The sequence below is a fragment of the Colwellia hornerae genome (assembly GCF_007954355.1).
In the GTDB taxonomy this organism is placed as follows: Bacteria; Pseudomonadota; Gammaproteobacteria; order Enterobacterales; family Alteromonadaceae; genus Colwellia_A; species Colwellia_A hornerae.
Map to the genome: position 1 here is coordinate 1 of NZ_VOLR01000008.1, position 18,449 is coordinate 18,449.

Genomic DNA, 18,449 nt, shown 5'->3' on the forward strand with positions numbered 1-18,449 from the left:
GTGTTGTTCTTTATGATTATTATGGGATGGCAACTGCGTCAAACTTACAAAGTATACCGGCGAGATTAAAAGAATTAACGGACACGATTAAAGACTTTATTCTGCCAAAACAAAAACGGCCTAATTATCCTAGGGCAGTAAAAATGAGAATGGGTAAATTTCCAGTAAAACGTTCGCAAAAGCACAAAGAAAATCCTTAAGCGAACAGCATTGGAACTTGTTTCAGTATCCGGGCTTTGCCCATTCCGTCCCCTTGCCGTCATGCTGAATTTATTTCAGTATCCGGGCTTTTAGAGCAAGTACAGATCCTGAAATAAATTCAGGATGACGGAGGTAGTTCCTTCAGGATAACGGAGTGCGTGGTTTATTATTCCCTTTTTCACATCCCCTTGCCGTCATGCTGAATTTATTTCAGTATCCGGGCTTTGCTCATTCCGTCCCCTTCCCGTCATGCTGAACTTGTTTCAGTATCCGGGCTTTGCTCATTCCGTCCCCTTCCCGTCATGCTGAATTTATTTCAGTATCCGGGCTTTGCACGTCCCCTCCAGTCATGCTGAATTTATTTCAGTATCCGGGCTTTTAGAGCAAGTACAGATCCTGAAATAAATTCAGGATGACGGAGGTAGTTCCTTCAGGATAACGGAGTGCGTGGTTTATTATTCCCTTTTTCACATCCCCTTCCCGTCATGCTGAACTTGTTTCAGTATCCGGGCTTTAGAGCAAGTACAGATCCTGAAATAAATTCAGGATGACGGGGTTTAATTCAGGATGACGGAGTTTAATTCAGGATTACGGAGGTAGTTCAAGGTAACGGAGGTAGTTCGTTCAGGATGACGGAGTGTGTGGTTTATTATTCCCTTTTTCACATCCCCTTCCCGTCATGCTGAACTTGTTTCAGTATCCGGGCTTTTAGAGCAAGTACAGATCCTGAAATAAATTCAGGATGACGGAGTTTAATTCAGGATGACGGAGGTAGTTCAAGGTGACGGAGTTTAATTCAGGATGACAGGGTTAATTCAGGATGACGGGGTTAATTCAAAATAACGGAGTTTAATTCAAAATAACGGAGTTCGTTCAGGATCACTGATTAATTCATGATAACGGTGCTGATAAAGGATGACAGTGTTCGTTCAGAATAAACGGCTTAGAGCTCAAAATCACCGAAATCGAGATCTGTTGAGGTGTCTGGTTTTGCTTTTGATTGGGGCTCTAGTAGCGAAGGTTGCTTTGTTTCTAAGTGAGTTGGAATCACTTTAACTTTAGGCTTGGCATTTTTTCGTTTTTTACGCTGTAAGCAACGTTTAACAACTTTTTGCTTGTTATCAGAGGTTAAGTTTATCCACGTTTGGCGTTCTTCGCGCGTACGGTAGCAGCCAAGGCAATTGCCTTTTTCATCAGACTGGCACACACCAACACAAGGGCTGGGAACATCAAAAAACTCTAATTGCATAAAAACCTTCAGCAAAACTTAAAAAGCCTATATACCCGTTACCATTCAATATACTTTAATTTAGTGTGAATTCAAAATTACGGTTACAAAACGCTCATTGAAACAATAGGATGCTATTGCAACAATGAGTAACGTCGTAAATGTCGTTTTGAAACACAATAAACCGGCACCTTAAATGGTGATGGGTATTAATGAAAACCTACAGGCTTGTATCCTATTAATCTAATTTATCAGTCGCAATATGATAGTCGGGATCTTCAATCACGTTGATTTCAACTAAACTGCCTGCTTTAGTTAATAACTCGGTACATTCACTGCTTAAATGTCTTAAGTGCATGGTTTTACCGCGCGACAAATAACGGTCAGCTAAAGTATCAATCGCTTCGATAGCAGAATGGTCAACGACGCGTGAATTTTTAAATTCAACAATAATGTCGCTACTCTCTTCATCCATATCGAACTGCTCTAAAAAGTTTGCAATTGAACCAAAAAATAACGGTCCTTTGACATCGTAAACGGTTGAGCCATGTTCATTGGTTGAGCGATGTACGGTAACGTGTTTTGCGTGTTCCCAAGCAAATACTAGTGCTGAAACAATAACACCCACCACAACGGCAATAGCAAGATCTGAATACACGGTTACGCCTGACACCAGAATAATCACAAAGGCATCAGCCTTAGGCACTTTGCCTAAAATGCGAAAACTTGACCATTCAAAGGTACCAATAACAACAATAAACATAACGCCCACTAAGGCCGCTAATGGAATTTGTTCAATTAAACCTGAGGCGAATAAAATAAAGCCAAGTAGTGCTAATGCGGCAGTAATACCTGATGCTCGACCTCGACCACCGGAATTTACGTTGATCATAGATTGACCAATCATCGCACAACCACCCATACCACCGAAGAAACCGGTAACGGTATTTGCTGCACCCTGCGCGATACATTCTTGGTTGCCACGGCCACGAGTACCGGTTAATTCATCGATAAGGGTTAACGTTAATAATGATTCAATTAAACCAATCGCAGCTAACACGATAGCGAATGGGAAGATGATTTGTAACATTTCTAAATTAAACGGAACGCTAGGTATGCTAAATGACGGTAAACCGCCGGCAATAGAAGCAACATCACCCACTAACTTAGTATCAAGGTTAAGACCGAAAACTAAGAATGACACAGCCACAATCGCAACAAGCGTAGACGGTACCGCTTTTGTTAACTTAGGGAAAAAATGAATAATGGCCATCGTTAACAGAATCAACCCTGCCATAGTATAAAGGGGAGCGCCTTGCATCCACTCTAATTGACCCGCTTCATTGGTTATTTTAAATTGACCAAGCTGAGCTAAAAATATAACAATGGCTAAACCATTAACAAAGCCAAGCATAACCGGATGTGGCACTAAACGGATAAACTTACCCAGTTTAAAGATACCCGCAAGAATTTGCAGTAAACCTGTTAATACCACAGTAGCAAATAAATACTCAACGCCATGAATAGCCACCAAACTTACCATGACTACAGCCATAGCGCCGGTTGCACCAGAAATCATACCAGGGCGTCCACCGAAAACAGAGGTAATTAAACCCACCATAAAAGCAGCATATAAACCAACGAGAGGGTCGACTCCGGCAACAAATGCAAAAGCAACAGCTTCAGGCACTAACGCTAAGGCGACGGTAAGTCCTGAAAGAACATCGTTCTTCAGGTTAGAAACTTTACTGGCATGTAATTCGAACATTGCACTCTCATTTTGTGGATAGTGGGGTGTAACCTGACGACATCCTAATAATAGGAAAACTTAACAAGAAGCGTTAATTGACTTATTTGAGGGTACATCAAGGTAAAAGCGCGGGAATACTATAGATTTGTAGTGAAAAAGTCAATAACTAGCCACTTTTATGGCTAGTTATTGTGCAGACTAAAATGCTATTTATGAGTAGAAGTATTAAAACGTTTGATTAGGTTTTGGCTTGAAGCTGACAGCATTGTAGTTTCTCCGCCCTTCATAGCTGCTAAAATACTGTTTCCTAATTGCTTACCTAACTCAACACCCCATTGGTCAAAAGAATTTAACTGCCAAATTACACCTTGCACAAAAATTTTATGCTCGTAAAGCGCAAGTAAAGCCCCTAAATTCTCGGGTGTCATTTTATCAAGTAATAAGGTATTGCTAGGTGTATTACCTTTCATGGTTTTATGTGGTGCGAGCATTGCGATATCTTCAGCAGTTAAACCTGCCACTGTAAGCTCATCTTCAACTTCAGCTAAGGTTTTACCACGCATTAACGCTTCACTTTGTGCAAAACAATTAGCCACTAACACTTGGTGATGTTCGGGTAACTTGCTCGCGCCTTTCAAGCAAACGATAAAGTCAGTCGGAATAATTTCATCACTTTGATGCATTAATTGCATAAAAGCATGTTGACCATTAGTGCCTTCTTGACCAAAAACGGTTGGCGCAGTTTGCCAAGCGAGCTTTTCGCCAGCGTTAGACACTGACTTACCATTACTTTCCATATCAGTTTGTTGTAAGTAACCGGGTAAAGCTCGAAGAGAATGATCATAAGGTAAAATAGCGAGGCTTGAATACTGCAAGGCATTGCGATTCCAAATACCAAGCAAAGCCATCAAAACCGGCATATTTTGCTCAAACGGAGTATTTTGAAAATGCTGGTCCATTTGATAAGCGCCTTGCTTGAGCTTATTAAAATTTTCATTACCAATGACTAGCGCTAGCGGTAAACCAACGGCAGACCAAAGCGAAAAGCGTCCACCAACCCAATCCCACATCGGAAGAATATTTTTTGCTAACACACCAAACTCAGTCGCTTTGCTGATATTAGTACTAACTGCAAACCACTGCTTTTCAATAATGTCTGCATCAGCAGAATGTTTAAGCATCCAGTTTTTAACCGCAAGGGCATTAAGCAAGGTTTCTTGAGTGGTAAAGGTTTTAGAAATAACAACAACCAGCGTGGTAGCAACATTAAGCTTAGCTAATTTTTCTTCAACCGCTGCGCCGTCAACATTAGCGATAACGTGTGCATTCAAGCCAGTGGTATGAAAAGTGTTTAATGCTGAGAGACTAACTTTAATACCGTAATAAGAGCCGCCAATACCAATAGCAATAACGTCAGTAAACTTCTCACCCGAGGCCGACAATAACTTACCGGTACTTATATCATCAACAATTTCTGCCATGTGTTGTTCAGTGGCAATAACTTCGTCAGCTGAAGCCGCTAATATTTTTTGTTTTATGACATCAGGAGCACGAAGCACGGAGTGAAGCACTGCACGCTTCTCAGTGTTGTTAATAACCTCACCGGAGAACTGCGCTTTAATTTTTTCAGCTAAATTAGACTTTTCTGCTAATTCAAAAAGCTGATTAAGTTCTGATGACGTAATATTTTGTTTAGAGAAGTCAAGATACAAACCGGCACTAGCGGTGGAGTAATTTTCAACGCGACTTTCACTATCAGCGAATAACGAAACAATTGAACGTGATTTTGCAGCTTTTGAAAGCTGTAATAAAGAAGATATATCCATATTTATACTTTTATTATAGTAAATTTAAAATAGCTGAAAACGAGAACACCTTCATCCTGATACCAACACCGTCACCCTACGAGACAACCGTCATCCTGATTCCATCACCGTCATCCTGAACTCGTTTCAGGATCTGTACTTAGAACCAAAAAAACCAGATACTGAAATAAATTCAGCATGACGAAAAAAGGGCTAAACGATCACCGACTTCCTGATACCAACACCGTAATCCTACGAGACAACCGTCATTCTGATACCATCACCGTCACTCTACGAAATAACCGTCATCCTGAACTCGTTTCAGGATCTGTACTTAGAACCAAAAAAAACAGATACTGAAATAAATTCAGCATGACGACAAAAGGGCTAAACGATCACCGTCACGCGGTGAGACAACCGACTCCCTGAGACCAACACCGTCATTCTGATACCACCACCGTCATCCTGATACCACAACCGTCACTCTGCGAGACAACCGTCATTCTGATACCACCACCGACTTCCTGATTCCATCACCGTCACTCTGCGAGACAACCGTCATTCTGATACCACCAACGTCATCCTGAACTCGTTTCAGGATCTGTACTTAGAACCCAAAAGACCAGATACTGAAATAAATTCAGCATGACGACAAGAGGGAAAAAGTACAAAAGTACAAGAGGGCAAAAGTACAAAAGTACAAAAATAGTTGTTATTTCATTAATTCAGACAAGTATGCTCTGAATTCATCAGCTAATTCTGGGTGGCGTAAGCCGTATTCAACGTTTGCTTTCATGTAACCTAGTTTAGAACCACAGTCGTGTGATTTGCCTGTCATATGGAAAGCTTCAACTGTTTCTTTTTCCATTAACATTGCAATAGCGTCGGTTAACTGAATTTCATCGCCAGCACCTGGAGGTGTTAACTTTAATAAATCCCAAATTTTTTCTGACAATACATAACGACCAACAACCGCTAAGTTTGATGGAGCGTCTTCCATTGCTGGTTTTTCAACAATTGCGGTCATTGTTTTTGACTCGCCTGGCGCTAAATCGTGTCCACCACAATCAACAACACCATAACTACTAACTTTGTCCATCGGAACTGGTTCAACCATGATCTGGCTATAACCACCAACTTCATCGTAGCGCGTTAACATCGCCGCAAGATTTTCAGTTTTTAAATCCGCAGAAACATCATCCAAAAGCACATCAGGCAATACCACAACAAAAGGTTCGTTGCCAATAATAGGACGAGCTTTTAAGACAGCATGGCCCAAGCCTTTTGCTTCACCTTGGCGAACATGTAATATAGTAACGTCTTTTGGACAAATCGCTTGAATCTCTGCTAGTAACTGTCGCTTAACACGGTTTTCAAGCGTCGTTTCAAGTTCAAAAGATTTATCAAAATGGTTTTCAATGGCATTTTTTGAAGAATGAGTAACTAGCACAATTTCTTTAATACCCGCAGCAACACATTCATTAACTATGTATTGGATCATCGGCTTATCGACAATAGGAAGCATTTCTTTTGGTATAGCTTTAGTTGCTGGCAACATACGTGTACCTAACCCAGCAACAGGAATTACTGCTTTTGTTATCTTATTTGTCATTTTTTGTCCTTAAATTTTTAGATAAATAATAATAAAGAGTCTTTTATCAATTGTCACGGTGAAATAGCTTGTTCACTCATGAATAAAAAAAATGACACCCTATTAGGTGCCATATTTAGCGGTAAATAATGTAATAAAGTATATACGTTACTTTTGGTAGAATTCTCGATACCAGTTAATAAACTCCGCCACACCTTGCTGCACTGTTACTTGAGATTTATATCCTGTCGCAGCGAATAAATCATTAACTTCTGCATACGTTTGATAAACATCACCCGCTTGCATTTCACGAAAGTTTTTCTCCGCCTCAACGCCAAGTTCATCTTCAATAGCCTTAACAAAGCCCATCAAATTAATCGGTGAGCCATGCCCTATATTATAAATAGCATAGGGTGCTGAACTAGCAGCAGCAGAGCCACTTTCTACTTTCCATAAAGGGTCTCGAACAGGAAGTACATCGGCAATACGCACAATGCCTTCAACAATATCGTCTACATGAGTAAAATCACGCCACATATCACCATTATTGTTAATATCAATAGTATCGCCGTCTAAGATCTTTTTCGTGAAAATATAGGGCGCCATATCTGGTCGCCCCCATGATCCATAAACAGTAAAAAATCGTAAACCCGTTGTCGGAATATCATAAAGATGAGAGTAGCTATGAGCCATCAATTCATTAGATTTTTTTGTTGCTGCATAAAGTGAAACCGGATGATCGACCGAGTCACTGGTTGAAAATGGCGTTTTGTTATTCAAACCATAAACAGAACTCGAAGAAGCATAGATTAAATGTTCAACATTATTATTTCTACAGCCTTCAAGAATGGTTAAATGGCCAATCAAGTTAGAATCAGCATAAGCCATAGGATTCTCGATTGAATACCTAACACCCGCTTGCGCTGCTAAATGAATAACGCGATCAAATTTTTCATCCGCGAACAATGTAGCAATACCTTCACGTTCGGTCAGGTCTAACTTTATAAACCGAAAAACACCTTTATCATTGGTAGTATTTTTAACAGTAAACTTATCTAATTCCGCCAAACGGGCGAGCTTAAGATTTACATCGTAATAATCATTTAAATTATCAATACCAACAACATCATGACCTTGGGTGCATAATCGTTTTGTTAGGTGAAAACCTATAAATCCAGCGGCGCCGGTAACTAAATACTTCATAATTTTCCCTTAATCAAAACCAAACTAATCAGAACCAAAAAGGTCACGTGTGTAAACTTTGTCAGCAACAAAGTCTAACTCTTTGCACATTCTGTTAGAAACAATAACGTCAGATATTGCAGCAAACTCATTTAAGTCCGTGATAACTTTTGAATGAAAAAATTCAGCTTCTGTTAATTCAGGTTCGAAAATAACAACTTCAATACCCTTAGCTTTTATCCGTTTCATAATCCCTTGAATAGAAGAAGACCTAAAATTATCAGAGCCACTCTTCATAATAAGGCGATATACACCCACTACCTTCGGATTGCGCTTGATAATAGAGTCAGCAATAAAATCTTTGCGGGTACTATTTGAATCAACAATAGCGCTGATAATACAGTTAGGCACATCTTTATAATTAGCACGAAGTTGCTTGGTATCTTTCGGTAGACAATAACCACCGTAACCAAAAGAAGGATTATTGTAATGGTTACCAATACGAGGATCTAAACTCACACCTTCAATAACTTGTTTCGAATCTAAGCCATGTGCCTCTGCGTAGCTATCTAACTCATTAAAATAAGCGACACGCATAGCGAGGTAGGTATTTGAAAACAATTTAACGGCTTCAGCTTCTGTCGAATCCGTGAATAAAATATCAATATTTTCTTTAATAGCACCTTGTGCTAACAAATGAGCAAACGTTGTTGCACGCTCGCTTTTTTCACCAACAATAATTCTTGACGGGTGCAGGTTGTCGTACAGGGCTTTACCTTCACGTAAAAATTCAGGGGAAAATATAATATTTTCACACTTAAACTTTTCTCTTACACTTTGTGTATAGCCAACCGGAACCGTAGACTTTATAACCATCACCGCATTGGGGTTAATGGCTAAAACATCTTTAATAACCGCTTCAACTGATGAAGTATTAAAATAATTAGTTTCAACGTCATAATCTGTTGGTGTTGCTATGACAACAAAATCAGCATTTTTATAGCCTAATTCTTTATCTAAAGTCGCGGTGAAGTTTAAGTCTTTATTTAATAAAAAGTCTTCAATTTCAATATCAGAAATCGGTGATTTCTTGTCATTTAACAGCTTAATTTTTTCTTCAATAATATCAACCGCAACCACTTCATTGTGTTGTGCTAATAACATAGCATTTGATAATCCTACGTAACCTGTTCCTGCAATTGCTATTTTCATTTAATTCATCTCAATTTTTTATAAGCAATATTTGCAATTGATGGCGGTACAACTCTCAAGCCCCATATTGCAAATGAATAAAATATATTTTCTAAAGACATACAGTCTAATTGGTTCATTGCATTCCATCTAGCAGAAAACTCTGAATTTGCTTTTTTTAATCCTCGACGACGTGCTAATACGTCACTTTCGAATCTAAACTTTATCAAAGCTTCTTGAACATTACCAAATTCATAGCCTTTGACCGCTAGAAGCACCCAAAATGCATAATCCTCAGTAAATTTAGTATCCGTAGGGTACCTAACTCCGTCACGAAACAAATTAATTCGAAACATAACTGATGGATGGACAAAAGGGCACCGTTTAATCAATTCTTTTTTTAGGGTTTTATTTTTTTCTGGCAATATTTTTGTATAAATACTTTCGTTAGTTGAAGAAAACTCTACGCAACCGGTCCCTAGTACATCAACTACTTGATGAACTAAAAAGTAGTCAACTTGCTTTTGTAAACGTTCTGGATAACAAATGTCATCAGCATCCATTCTTGCAATATATAAGTATTTATTTTCACTTTGTAACACATAATCAATTAATTCATTAAGTGAAGGTGCCAATCCCAGGTTAGTTGCTCGCGGAAAATAATATACAGAAAATAAACAATTATTCTTACCGGCTATAGTTAAAAAGTAATCATGTACATCAGGACAAACAGGCCCGTCTGCAACTACAAACAAATGGCAATGTAGTGTTTGCAGCATAATGCTGTCAACAGCTTCTTTTATTTGAGAAAAATTATCATTTTTATAAACTGACATGATAACAGCAACATTTACATCATTCATTATTTAGTAGTTCTCGATATAATTCTTGGTATTGATTAGACATAGACTGTGCAGAAAAATTTTTTATCGTATATTTTCGAAGATCAAAACTTTGACTCCTATCAAGCCAACCAGCTAAGTTTTCAGTTAAAAATGACGCGACTAAATTGGGTTTATCCATGGAGAACAACATAATAGGCACATTTTTATCTATAATTAACTCTGCATGTGGTGCAATATCACTTGCTATTACAGGTAGACCCATCATCATCGCTTCTATCATAGAGTTAGGTAACCCCTCGGCAGATGAAAGAGAAATAAAAGCATCAGAAATAGCTAGAAACGGCCTAACGTCATCAACAGAACCAAGCATGATAACTTTTTGATTTTTAACCGCATCATGTATCTCAAGGCTTTCTTTAAGTTCCCCATCACCAACAACTAACAATTTAATATTATTGGAGGTGTCGATCAGGTCATATAACAAGTCTAATTTTTTTCTAGCTTCAAGTATACCCGTATAAACAAGCACCTTATTTTCATTACTAATACCAAGTTTATTCTTTAAACTTTCTAATGAAGTAAACTCAGATATAACTGGTGTAAAAAAATGATGATCAGCACCATTTTGCACCACTTTTAAATTTTTTGTAAGTTTCCCTATAAGTTCTTCTTGTACACCATAAGAAACTGTTACTGCTTGATCTAGCTTGCTAAGAGCCTTTAAATGAACATAAGACATTATTCTCCCTAATAGCCAACCATACGCCATTGGGTAATCTTTATAAGGTATATTTCTTAATGTTGCTATTTTCTTTATAGGGTAATTTAGAGTTGATATTAATTTATCTGAACGTATCCCTTGACTATGAATAACATCGGGAGAAAATTCATCAAGAAAGGGCATTAAAGCCAAACGAAGTTCTTTCATTGAAGCCCTATGTGATAATTCAAGGGATTTTACTGAAATTCCTTTTTCAACAAACTTACTTAAAAAACTTTTATCGCTTTCTGTCGATAAGGTAATGACTAAAGAACTAAATGTAGAAGTATCTAGATTAGATACTATATTAAAAAGCTGATTAGTAGGACCTGTTCGCTCTAAAGAAGAGCAAAGATAAATTATTTTCATTTAATATTACCCAAAATTATAAAACACAAAACCATCAAACAACCCTTTTGAAAAGACATTTAAACTCGCCATCATACAACAATAGCCAATAATAATAGAGAATAAAAAACGCCTATTTTTTTTACTGACAACAACTAAAGCCGCTAATAAAAAAAACTCAGATACAGCAAAAAACGAACCAAATCTGGCGGCGAATACAGAGAAGTCAGCAAATATTAATAATATACACACTGATAAAAAATATGTTTTAAAGTATATATCGCTACTTAATTCATATTTCAATTTTTCTCGGTAATAAAAAAATACAAAAAACCAGATACATTGTTTTAAGGTCGTTGGATTTAGAAGCCCTAAAGGTTTATTAAATTCATTTCTTGATAGTATATAAGTTTTAATTGGAGCGGTGAGTGGCCCCAGATTAACATTATTTAAAAGAAAACTAATGGGTGTATATAGCCCTATTGCACCAAAAACAAGAGAAAATAAGAAAGAATAAATTACAAATTTAGATGAAAATTTCATTTTATTTATAATTGGTACTACTACACCTAAGAATGAAGAAAAATGAATAAGTGTGGAACTTAACCAAAGAGCTATAGAAGCTTTGTAATTTTTTTTTGCAAAACACACCAACGCCAGCATAAAAATAGCGTATGACAAACCGGCTCTTATTTGAATCATATCCCTATATAAGTAAACATGAGAAAAATAAACTAATACAGAGATAGTAATAAATGGGCTTGCTTTAACAAAAGAAAATATTGTAAAAAAAGCAGTTAATAAAGCAAATAAAAGGAATAAATAGAAAACATCATCTGTAATAAATGAAATAAGTTGATTGATAATTACAAATACATATTCATTTGTTGATGACGTTAGACCCCCTCCCCCTTTTACAAACTGGTTAAATATGGAAATATACACCTGATCATCTGAAGATACCCCCGGTGATCGTAAGCCTGAAAATATTATTAGAAGTGTAAAAAAAAATAATATAAATGGCAGAATTGATCTTTTTCGACTTCTTTTACTACTTTCGATGCAAATCAATTCGTAACACGAAAGTAAAACTAAAATACACCAGAAAATAAAATATAACGAAACAGCAAACAATTTATTTTACCTGTTGTATTAAAGACGAAACTAATTCTTCTTCAAATCGAGTTTCTGATTTGACTTCTAATAGAACTTTCCTCCCACATTTATCATAATAACAATCTGACCCTAGTAATGTATATGGACCAAAATGTACGGTTTGAAACTCTATTAGGCCAATTTCTCCTTGACCATATTCAATTAAATCTAAAGAGCAATAGGGTACATTCAATTTATCTTTACAATCGAAAGCAAATTGGATGAGTTTAGGGTTAATATTACCTTCAAATTCAAATTGACCACTACCGCTAGCCCTAAAGTCGTCTTTACGAACATAGCGTTTTAAAAAGTATACATGTTCACCGAGGACTAAAACTTTATAATCAAATAATAGTTCTTTAACGAAAAGCTGACTAACAAACCTTGCTTTTTTCCTTAAGTAATTAGCTTGTGAATTACGTCTTAATAAACGCCGCAGCACATTTTTACTCATTTCTTTAATATTCAAAAATGTGGTATTTAACAATAAATTCATTCGAATTTTTCGTTGATACTGTTTTTTATTTTTCGCAAGTGATACCCCAATACTTCCAGCACCACCTAAGCTTTTAAAAACCACGGTATCGGATAAATAATCTTTAGGCACTGTTGTTGTGCAATGATAGTCTTGAGAAATCAAATTTATGCCTAATTCGCCAGCAAGAATACCTTGCATACCTTTATTTTCATGTGAAATGACTGTTTCTAATTTAGGGACTAAGTTTTCACGCCCAATAAAGCGGGCAAGTAATACATCATTAATATATTGTTTAACATCAACGTTTTGGTGACTACCGGTCCAGTAAATAGTGTCATTCTCTACAGTATAATTCTGTTTTGCCAACGCTGAATACTCCACAACTTCAACATTAAAGTCTTCGTTAACAAGTTCATTAATAATAAAATCTAGGTTAATATTCTGATACTCAAATAGATGTGAAGTAAAGAAGCCTTCGTGAACTAAAATAATTATTTTTTTATTCATTGTGTTACACCAAAAATACGTTTGTTAAGTACATAATATAAAGTAAGAAAAAATTTAACTCCCATTCCAGCAAGAGTTCCTATACCAACACCAATAAGACCATAAGATTTCACCAGAAGCATACTCACTATAAAATTGATAACTAGTGAGATAAGAGTCATCATGGATAATATATGTGTTTTTTTATCATAAGAGATTTGAACAGTCAGAATCATATAAAAGCAATGAAATAATTGGGAGGCTATGAGCAATTGAACAACTTCATTATTAATAATGAAAGCACCACCTATAAATAATCCATAAAAAATATCTTTACATAAGTACAAAACAATCGATAAAGTGGCTATGCTGAGAAATAAATTTCCAGCTTTTTTATTAATGGTCTTATCATATGGGTTCGACATAAAAAATCTAGTCCACTCCTTAGATAGACCTTGAGCAACAATCATCAATATAGAAGTGTATTGAACTGCAATAACATAAGTCGACAAATCATCCATGCTCATATACTTAGCTATAATAAATTTATCTAAGGATGAAAGTAAAATTGAAGCAATAATATGCGGAACTAAACCGAAGCCATACTTTAAATAATCAGATTCGACATTTTCTTTATTTGGTAAGGATTTATCAAGAATTTTGTAAATAAGTACCATCGATACAATCGAAAATATAATATCGGCAAATATTATACCATATATCCGACTGAGTTCTGCGAGATTAAGAACGAATAATAAAAATAGAGTAGTTACAAATATAACTGAGGTATAAAGTAGTTGATATTTAATAAAACAAATTGCCTTGTCCTGTGCATTGTATAATGAAAGCCTAATCATAAACACAGAATTAAAGGCCGCAGAAAGTACAAGTAATGGAACAATAAAAGCATACGCATTAAACATAGAGTCTACGAATATACCTACTACTATAAAAGTAAGTGCACATAAAAATAATGCCCAAATACAAAAAACTTTAATACATTTTAAAAAGGTACTATGCGACAAAGAATTATTATCAAAATACACTCGGTGTAAATAATTAGATAAACCGATCGAAACTAATGGAACGCATATTGAGTATATAGTGAATAACAGGTTCATAACGCCATATTCTTCAGGCGTAAGAACTCTAGTTAGTATAGGCAAAAAGAGAAATGGTATACCCGCGCCAACAACACTCCCAAAGAGATAGATAATATTATTTTTCATTTAAATATAAACCAAACTTAAGACATTTCCCGCATCTACTACCATATTATTATCACTAGCTACTTTGTTAACTTTACTTTTGAGTGGGACAATACTGTCTCTTTCAAGTTTTGAATTGATTCATTCATGCTAACATCGTTTTTCCCTATAAATGATTTATAGTGTGTCGCTTTTATGAAGCTATCTTCTAATAGCTTGTGAAAATGTAAAATTTCATTGTGAAGATCTTTCCTTTTCAAGTCTGCTAATTGCGGTAGAACCTTTTTTAAATCGACTTTATTTTTAACCCTAAAAGCTCTTGGCATACCTTCATACCAAGCTCGACCAAAATTGATTGTAGGCGTACCTCTTATTGCACTTTCCCAACCAATTGTTCCACTGACGGTAACTGTAGCAATAGCATTATCTATTATACTAAAAGGGTCACTATCAACACTATCAAAGAATATACGAGGTGATATTGTTGATACTCTCTTATAAAAAAGGAGATTTCTTCCAGCAGAGCCTTCTTGATCACGATAAAACTGTGATTTGTGCTCTTTAATAATTATATTAATATTACTTGGAAGTACTTCATTAAGAAGCTGAATCATTAAGATCTGGTCGGCGTAAGAACCACCAGTTGGGCAAGTGGTTTCTTCTGGTTGATAGTGCAACGCAACAAAAATATAAGGTTTAGACTTATCCCAGCTACAGTCAACAATTTTTTCATAAGCAACTTCAAGTTTTTTAACCTTTAAAGCATGCGAAATTTTAATATAACTATATTCCCACCAACCCATTTTACTTTCATAAGGCATATAGCCAAATTGGGTCCAATAAGTATTTGGGTGTTTGAATTTATAAAAGTTACCTTCTATAAAATTCCGAATTAAAGAACTAAAGCGTTTTATAACTGGTTTGAGAAAAGACTTATTGTTTTTTGCATGGGCTTTCATATAATCAGGAATAGCAGCCTTATAATCACCTAATATTTTATTGACCCTATTTGATACATGTTCAGTAGGGACTTTAAGCTCACCTTCATAATCTGTAATAATTTCAGGCATTTTGTCTATATCATAAATAGCTATGCTATTTGAACCAAAAGGTGTTAGCTGAAAAGATAAATAATCTATTGATTTTATTTTACAGGCAACATATAAAGCATAGTCAAAAACACGATGAGGTATTGATGGGGAAACAACAAGTTCTATGTTTTTATCATTGATAACTGACAGCCAATGACCAACTAAGTCCCTAAAGTAGTACTGTCTAACACCTGTAGTCATTCTGCTTTCTGTTGGATCTAACCTATTCATCATCGTAATGGCTTGCGATTCATACCAAGCTATAGATTTTAATTGCTCTTCATCTAGCACGACCGGAATACTATTAGCGGGAAAGCCCTTACCAGCCCATGCATCTTCTACTGTCTGAAAATGGCATGCGTTTAGTGTGGAGTTTACGTATGTTTCTTTTTCATCCATCCAGTGAACAACATAGCTAGCATTTAAACCATGAGGCTTTAATGATTCCATCACTTTGACCCAAGGTTCAGCTATACAACAAATAAATATAATATTTTTTTCAGACATAATTATTTTTTCAGACATAATATTTTTAATCTTTTAACGAGTTCTCAAAGGTAAACCAGGACTTAGTAAAACAGAGAGAAAGAATTGAACCTACTAAGCAATACAATACAAAATTTACACTCTCATCGCTCATTCCAATTAAGTCGTAAACAATAAACTGCTTGTATGGCTATAGATTTTTTAATTATCAAGCTCATTAGTCTATAAAACATAATAAGGGCTCATAATTACAGAATATAAAAACGAGAGTATTAATAAAAACCATAATAAGTAATTATATTCCAACAAAATTAACTTATCGATCCACTCAAATGCGAAATGAACAAATATTCCTATTAATAATAGCCACACCACCATTAATCAAAACAGAAAATGTACTCTTTAAAATTACTTGTATATTCAGAAAACTCATCTTTATTATAACTACTGAATAGTTTTGGATAAAATAAAGATAATACAGTGAATATAAGAACACTATTTTATGCAATCACTATATAAACAACATTAATAGCTAACATAATTTTACCGCCGTCAAACTCAATCACATATAGGTCTGCTGCCATAATTCATCTATAGCATAACCTTACAAAAAAAACTTAAAGATGATTCAGCAGCATTTCCTAATCCATACTTTATATGCTTTTGAAAGAAACAAGCTTGTTATTTCACTGATTACAAAAAAAACCGATAAGTAATAACTACAAAATAATATCAATTTCTCTGAATTATTCATTCGATAAAAAAGTGCAGTAACACCGAAAAAAGACGCTTAACCTAAAAAAAGGCTCAAACTAGCAATCAGTTATTTGCATTGATATAACAATGTAATTAATTTGCTTGGGCTATATTGTTAATTACAAACAGTAATGTGTATACAGGCTATAATACTATATAACCATTCATTGTAAGTTACTTTCAAGATAATTAATCAATTAACTCGTGACTTAAAGGGGTTCCCTTACTAATATCTTTTGATGAAGGTTTACCCAGCACTGAAGATAAATACTTAGGTGCTAAGCCATAGCCAGGTCTGATACTTCTAACATTATCAGCTGTAAATAGTTCACCTGCCTTTATATCTTTTACAACATATAAAGAACGTCTAAAAACCAGGTTTCCCTTTTCACTTTCTTTTCGTTTATAGTTAACTTTACCAAGCGCTTCCCATGCAATTTTACTATCTTTACAAAGCTGAGCTAATTCTGATTTTTCTAATGAAAAACTATCATCAGGACCACCACCATTACGGTCAAGAGTGACATGTTTTTCTATTAAACAAGCACCCAAAACAACAGAAGAAATAGCGGTTGTATTGTCAATAGTGTGGTCTGACAACCCAGTAAGAACATCAAAACGTTTCGCCATATCAGGTATCGTTGCTAAGTTATAATCTCCAGAGGGTGCTGGATATCCGCTTACGCAATGAAGTACCACTAGCTCTTTACAGCCAGCATTCTTTGCCGTGTCAACAGCTTCTTGGATCTCTTCTTCATTCGCCATACCCGTAGATATGATCATGGGTTTACCTGTTTTAGCTACATATTCAATAAGAGGTAAATCAATAGCTTCAAACGACGCTATTTTATAAGCCGGTGCGCCAAGCGCTTCGAGCAAATCAACAGCAGAATTATCAAAAGGAGAGCTAAAAATAGTAATACCTAGTTCTTTTGCTTTTTCAAATAAAGGCTTGTGCCAATCCCAAGGCATATGTGCCTCTGTATATAAGTCATACAGTGTTCGACCGTCCCATAAGCCGCCTGTAATCTTAAAGTCAGGTTTGTCACAATCTATAGTAAGCGTATCTTGAGTGTAGGTTTGTAATTTTATTGCATCAGCACCACAATCCTTTGCCATTTCTAAGATTTTAAATGCTCGATTAATATCACCGTTATGATTTGCTGATAACTCGGCTATGATATAAGGAGGAAAATCAGGGCCTATTTTTCGATTATCAATTTCAACAAATTTATTTTCATTTTTCATCTTTTTCTATCCTAATTGTATATTTTTGCCCATCTTTATAAAAGAAAGCAGGAAAGCGACTCGGATCACAAACCCTTAACAAGTTAAATTGACTTTCAAGTGAATCATTCATATTGAGTTCACTGTCACTGGGTGTTCTTTTACGAAGGTAAGCTGCGCTATTTAAGCTAAGTTGTTGTGTTGGACAGCAGCTATTATAATTCAAACACGCCCATTCAATAAGATTTAACTCAGCTTTAAAAAGCAGTTCATTAATCTCATTAAACAACTCACGACCATTCAGTGGGATAACATGCTTCTTCCAAATATCGCCACTATCAACAGGCTCTTCAGCTTCGAGTAATGAAAGGGTAATCGACTGTTTTCCCGCTAAAACATCCCAAATATGAGGACTCCAGCCACGTCCATCGGGTAGGTCGCTAGCATGAAGTACTAATACGTGTGAGAAAAGTGATTTGGTGGCCACTTTTATTATTTCTGAGCATGAGACTAAAAATAAAATATCTCCCCCAACAGCGACTTCATTCACCCTATTTAACAGGGTGATTTCATATTTAATATCATTTTCAACCTTCCACTGCGTTAAAAATGCATAGATTGGGTGATTAGGATCAGTACAAAGTAATGTAATTTTTGTCAT

General features: G+C 35.8%; 14 protein-coding genes and 1 pseudogene. 1 reads left to right on the forward strand and 14 read right to left on the reverse strand.

The features are described from left to right. A pseudogene (locus ESZ26_RS19195) lies at nt 1-200 on the forward strand (hypothetical protein); the annotation flags it as partial. 944 nt (nt 201-1,144) lie between these two features. On the opposite strand, the gene ESZ26_RS06950 reads toward ESZ26_RS19195, so the two are convergent. The 14 genes from ESZ26_RS06950 to ESZ26_RS07015 all read right to left on the reverse strand — a co-directional run bounded on the left by ESZ26_RS06950 (nt 1,145) and on the right by ESZ26_RS07015 (nt 18,449). Then, nucleotides 1,145-1,450 carry a DUF1289 domain-containing protein gene (locus tag ESZ26_RS06950; protein WP_146799025.1) on the reverse strand — a complete coding sequence of 102 codons (306 nt, stop codon included), beginning with the start codon at nt 1,448-1,450 and terminating at the stop codon, nt 1,145-1,147. Nucleotides 1,451-1,667: 217 nt separating this feature from the next. Then, a complete protein-coding gene (locus tag ESZ26_RS06955; RefSeq protein WP_146799026.1) occupies nt 1,668-3,197 on the reverse strand; it encodes a SulP family inorganic anion transporter in 1,530 nt (509 codons plus the stop codon). 188 nt (nt 3,198-3,385) lie between these two features. Beyond that, nucleotides 3,386-5,005: a glucose-6-phosphate isomerase gene (gene pgi / locus ESZ26_RS06960; protein ID WP_146799027.1), complete on the reverse strand. Its 1,620-nt coding sequence runs from the start codon at nt 5,003-5,005 to the stop codon at nt 3,386-3,388. Nucleotides 5,006-5,696: 691 nt separating this feature from the next. Next, on the reverse strand, nt 5,697-6,596 hold the full coding sequence (gene galU / locus ESZ26_RS06965; protein ID WP_146799028.1) for a UTP--glucose-1-phosphate uridylyltransferase GalU: 900 nt from the start codon (nt 6,594-6,596) through the stop codon (nt 5,697-5,699). Nucleotides 6,597-6,743: 147 nt separating this feature from the next. After that, nucleotides 6,744-7,778: an NAD-dependent epimerase gene (locus tag ESZ26_RS06970; RefSeq protein WP_146799029.1), complete on the reverse strand. Its 1,035-nt coding sequence runs from the start codon at nt 7,776-7,778 to the stop codon at nt 6,744-6,746. Nucleotides 7,779-7,802: 24 nt separating this feature from the next. Continuing rightward, complete coding sequence (locus ESZ26_RS06975; RefSeq protein WP_146799030.1) at nt 7,803-8,969, reverse strand: nucleotide sugar dehydrogenase; 1,167 nt, start codon at nt 8,967-8,969, stop codon at nt 7,803-7,805. 5 nt (nt 8,970-8,974) lie between these two features. Beyond that, entirely contained in the window at nt 8,975-9,811 is an 837-nt protein-coding gene (locus tag ESZ26_RS06980) for a glycosyltransferase (RefSeq protein WP_146799031.1), read from the reverse strand. Further along, a complete protein-coding gene (locus ESZ26_RS06985) occupies nt 9,804-10,922 on the reverse strand; it encodes a glycosyltransferase family 4 protein (RefSeq protein WP_146799032.1) in 1,119 nt (372 codons plus the stop codon). The genes ESZ26_RS06980 and ESZ26_RS06985 overlap by 8 nt, the downstream gene beginning before the upstream one ends. A 6-nt stretch (nt 10,923-10,928) precedes the next feature. Beyond that, complete coding sequence (locus ESZ26_RS06990; RefSeq protein WP_146799033.1) at nt 10,929-12,035, reverse strand: EpsG family protein; 1,107 nt, start codon at nt 12,033-12,035, stop codon at nt 10,929-10,931. Nucleotide 12,036: 1 nt separating this feature from the next. Beyond that, nucleotides 12,037-13,041 carry a hypothetical protein gene (locus ESZ26_RS19200; RefSeq protein ID WP_170246328.1) on the reverse strand — a complete coding sequence of 335 codons (1,005 nt, stop codon included), beginning with the start codon at nt 13,039-13,041 and terminating at the stop codon, nt 12,037-12,039. Then, nucleotides 13,038-14,249, reverse strand: coding sequence for a lipopolysaccharide biosynthesis protein (locus ESZ26_RS07000; RefSeq protein ID WP_146799034.1), 1,212 nt, complete (start codon nt 14,247-14,249; stop codon nt 13,038-13,040). Before ESZ26_RS07000 ends, ESZ26_RS19200 begins: the two co-directional genes overlap by 4 nt. 59 nt (nt 14,250-14,308) lie before the next feature. Further along, nucleotides 14,309-15,844 (reverse strand): hypothetical protein, encoded by a 1,536-nt coding sequence (locus ESZ26_RS07005; RefSeq protein WP_146799035.1) that lies wholly within the window; start codon nt 15,842-15,844, stop codon nt 14,309-14,311. 906 nt (nt 15,845-16,750) lie between these two features. Then, nucleotides 16,751-17,809, reverse strand: a complete 1,059-nt coding sequence (pseI, locus tag ESZ26_RS07010) for a pseudaminic acid synthase (RefSeq protein WP_146799036.1) — start codon at nt 17,807-17,809, stop codon at nt 16,751-16,753. Then, a complete protein-coding gene (locus ESZ26_RS07015) occupies nt 17,799-18,449 on the reverse strand; it encodes a formyl transferase (RefSeq protein WP_146799037.1) in 651 nt (216 codons plus the stop codon). The genes pseI and ESZ26_RS07015 overlap by 11 nt, the downstream gene beginning before the upstream one ends.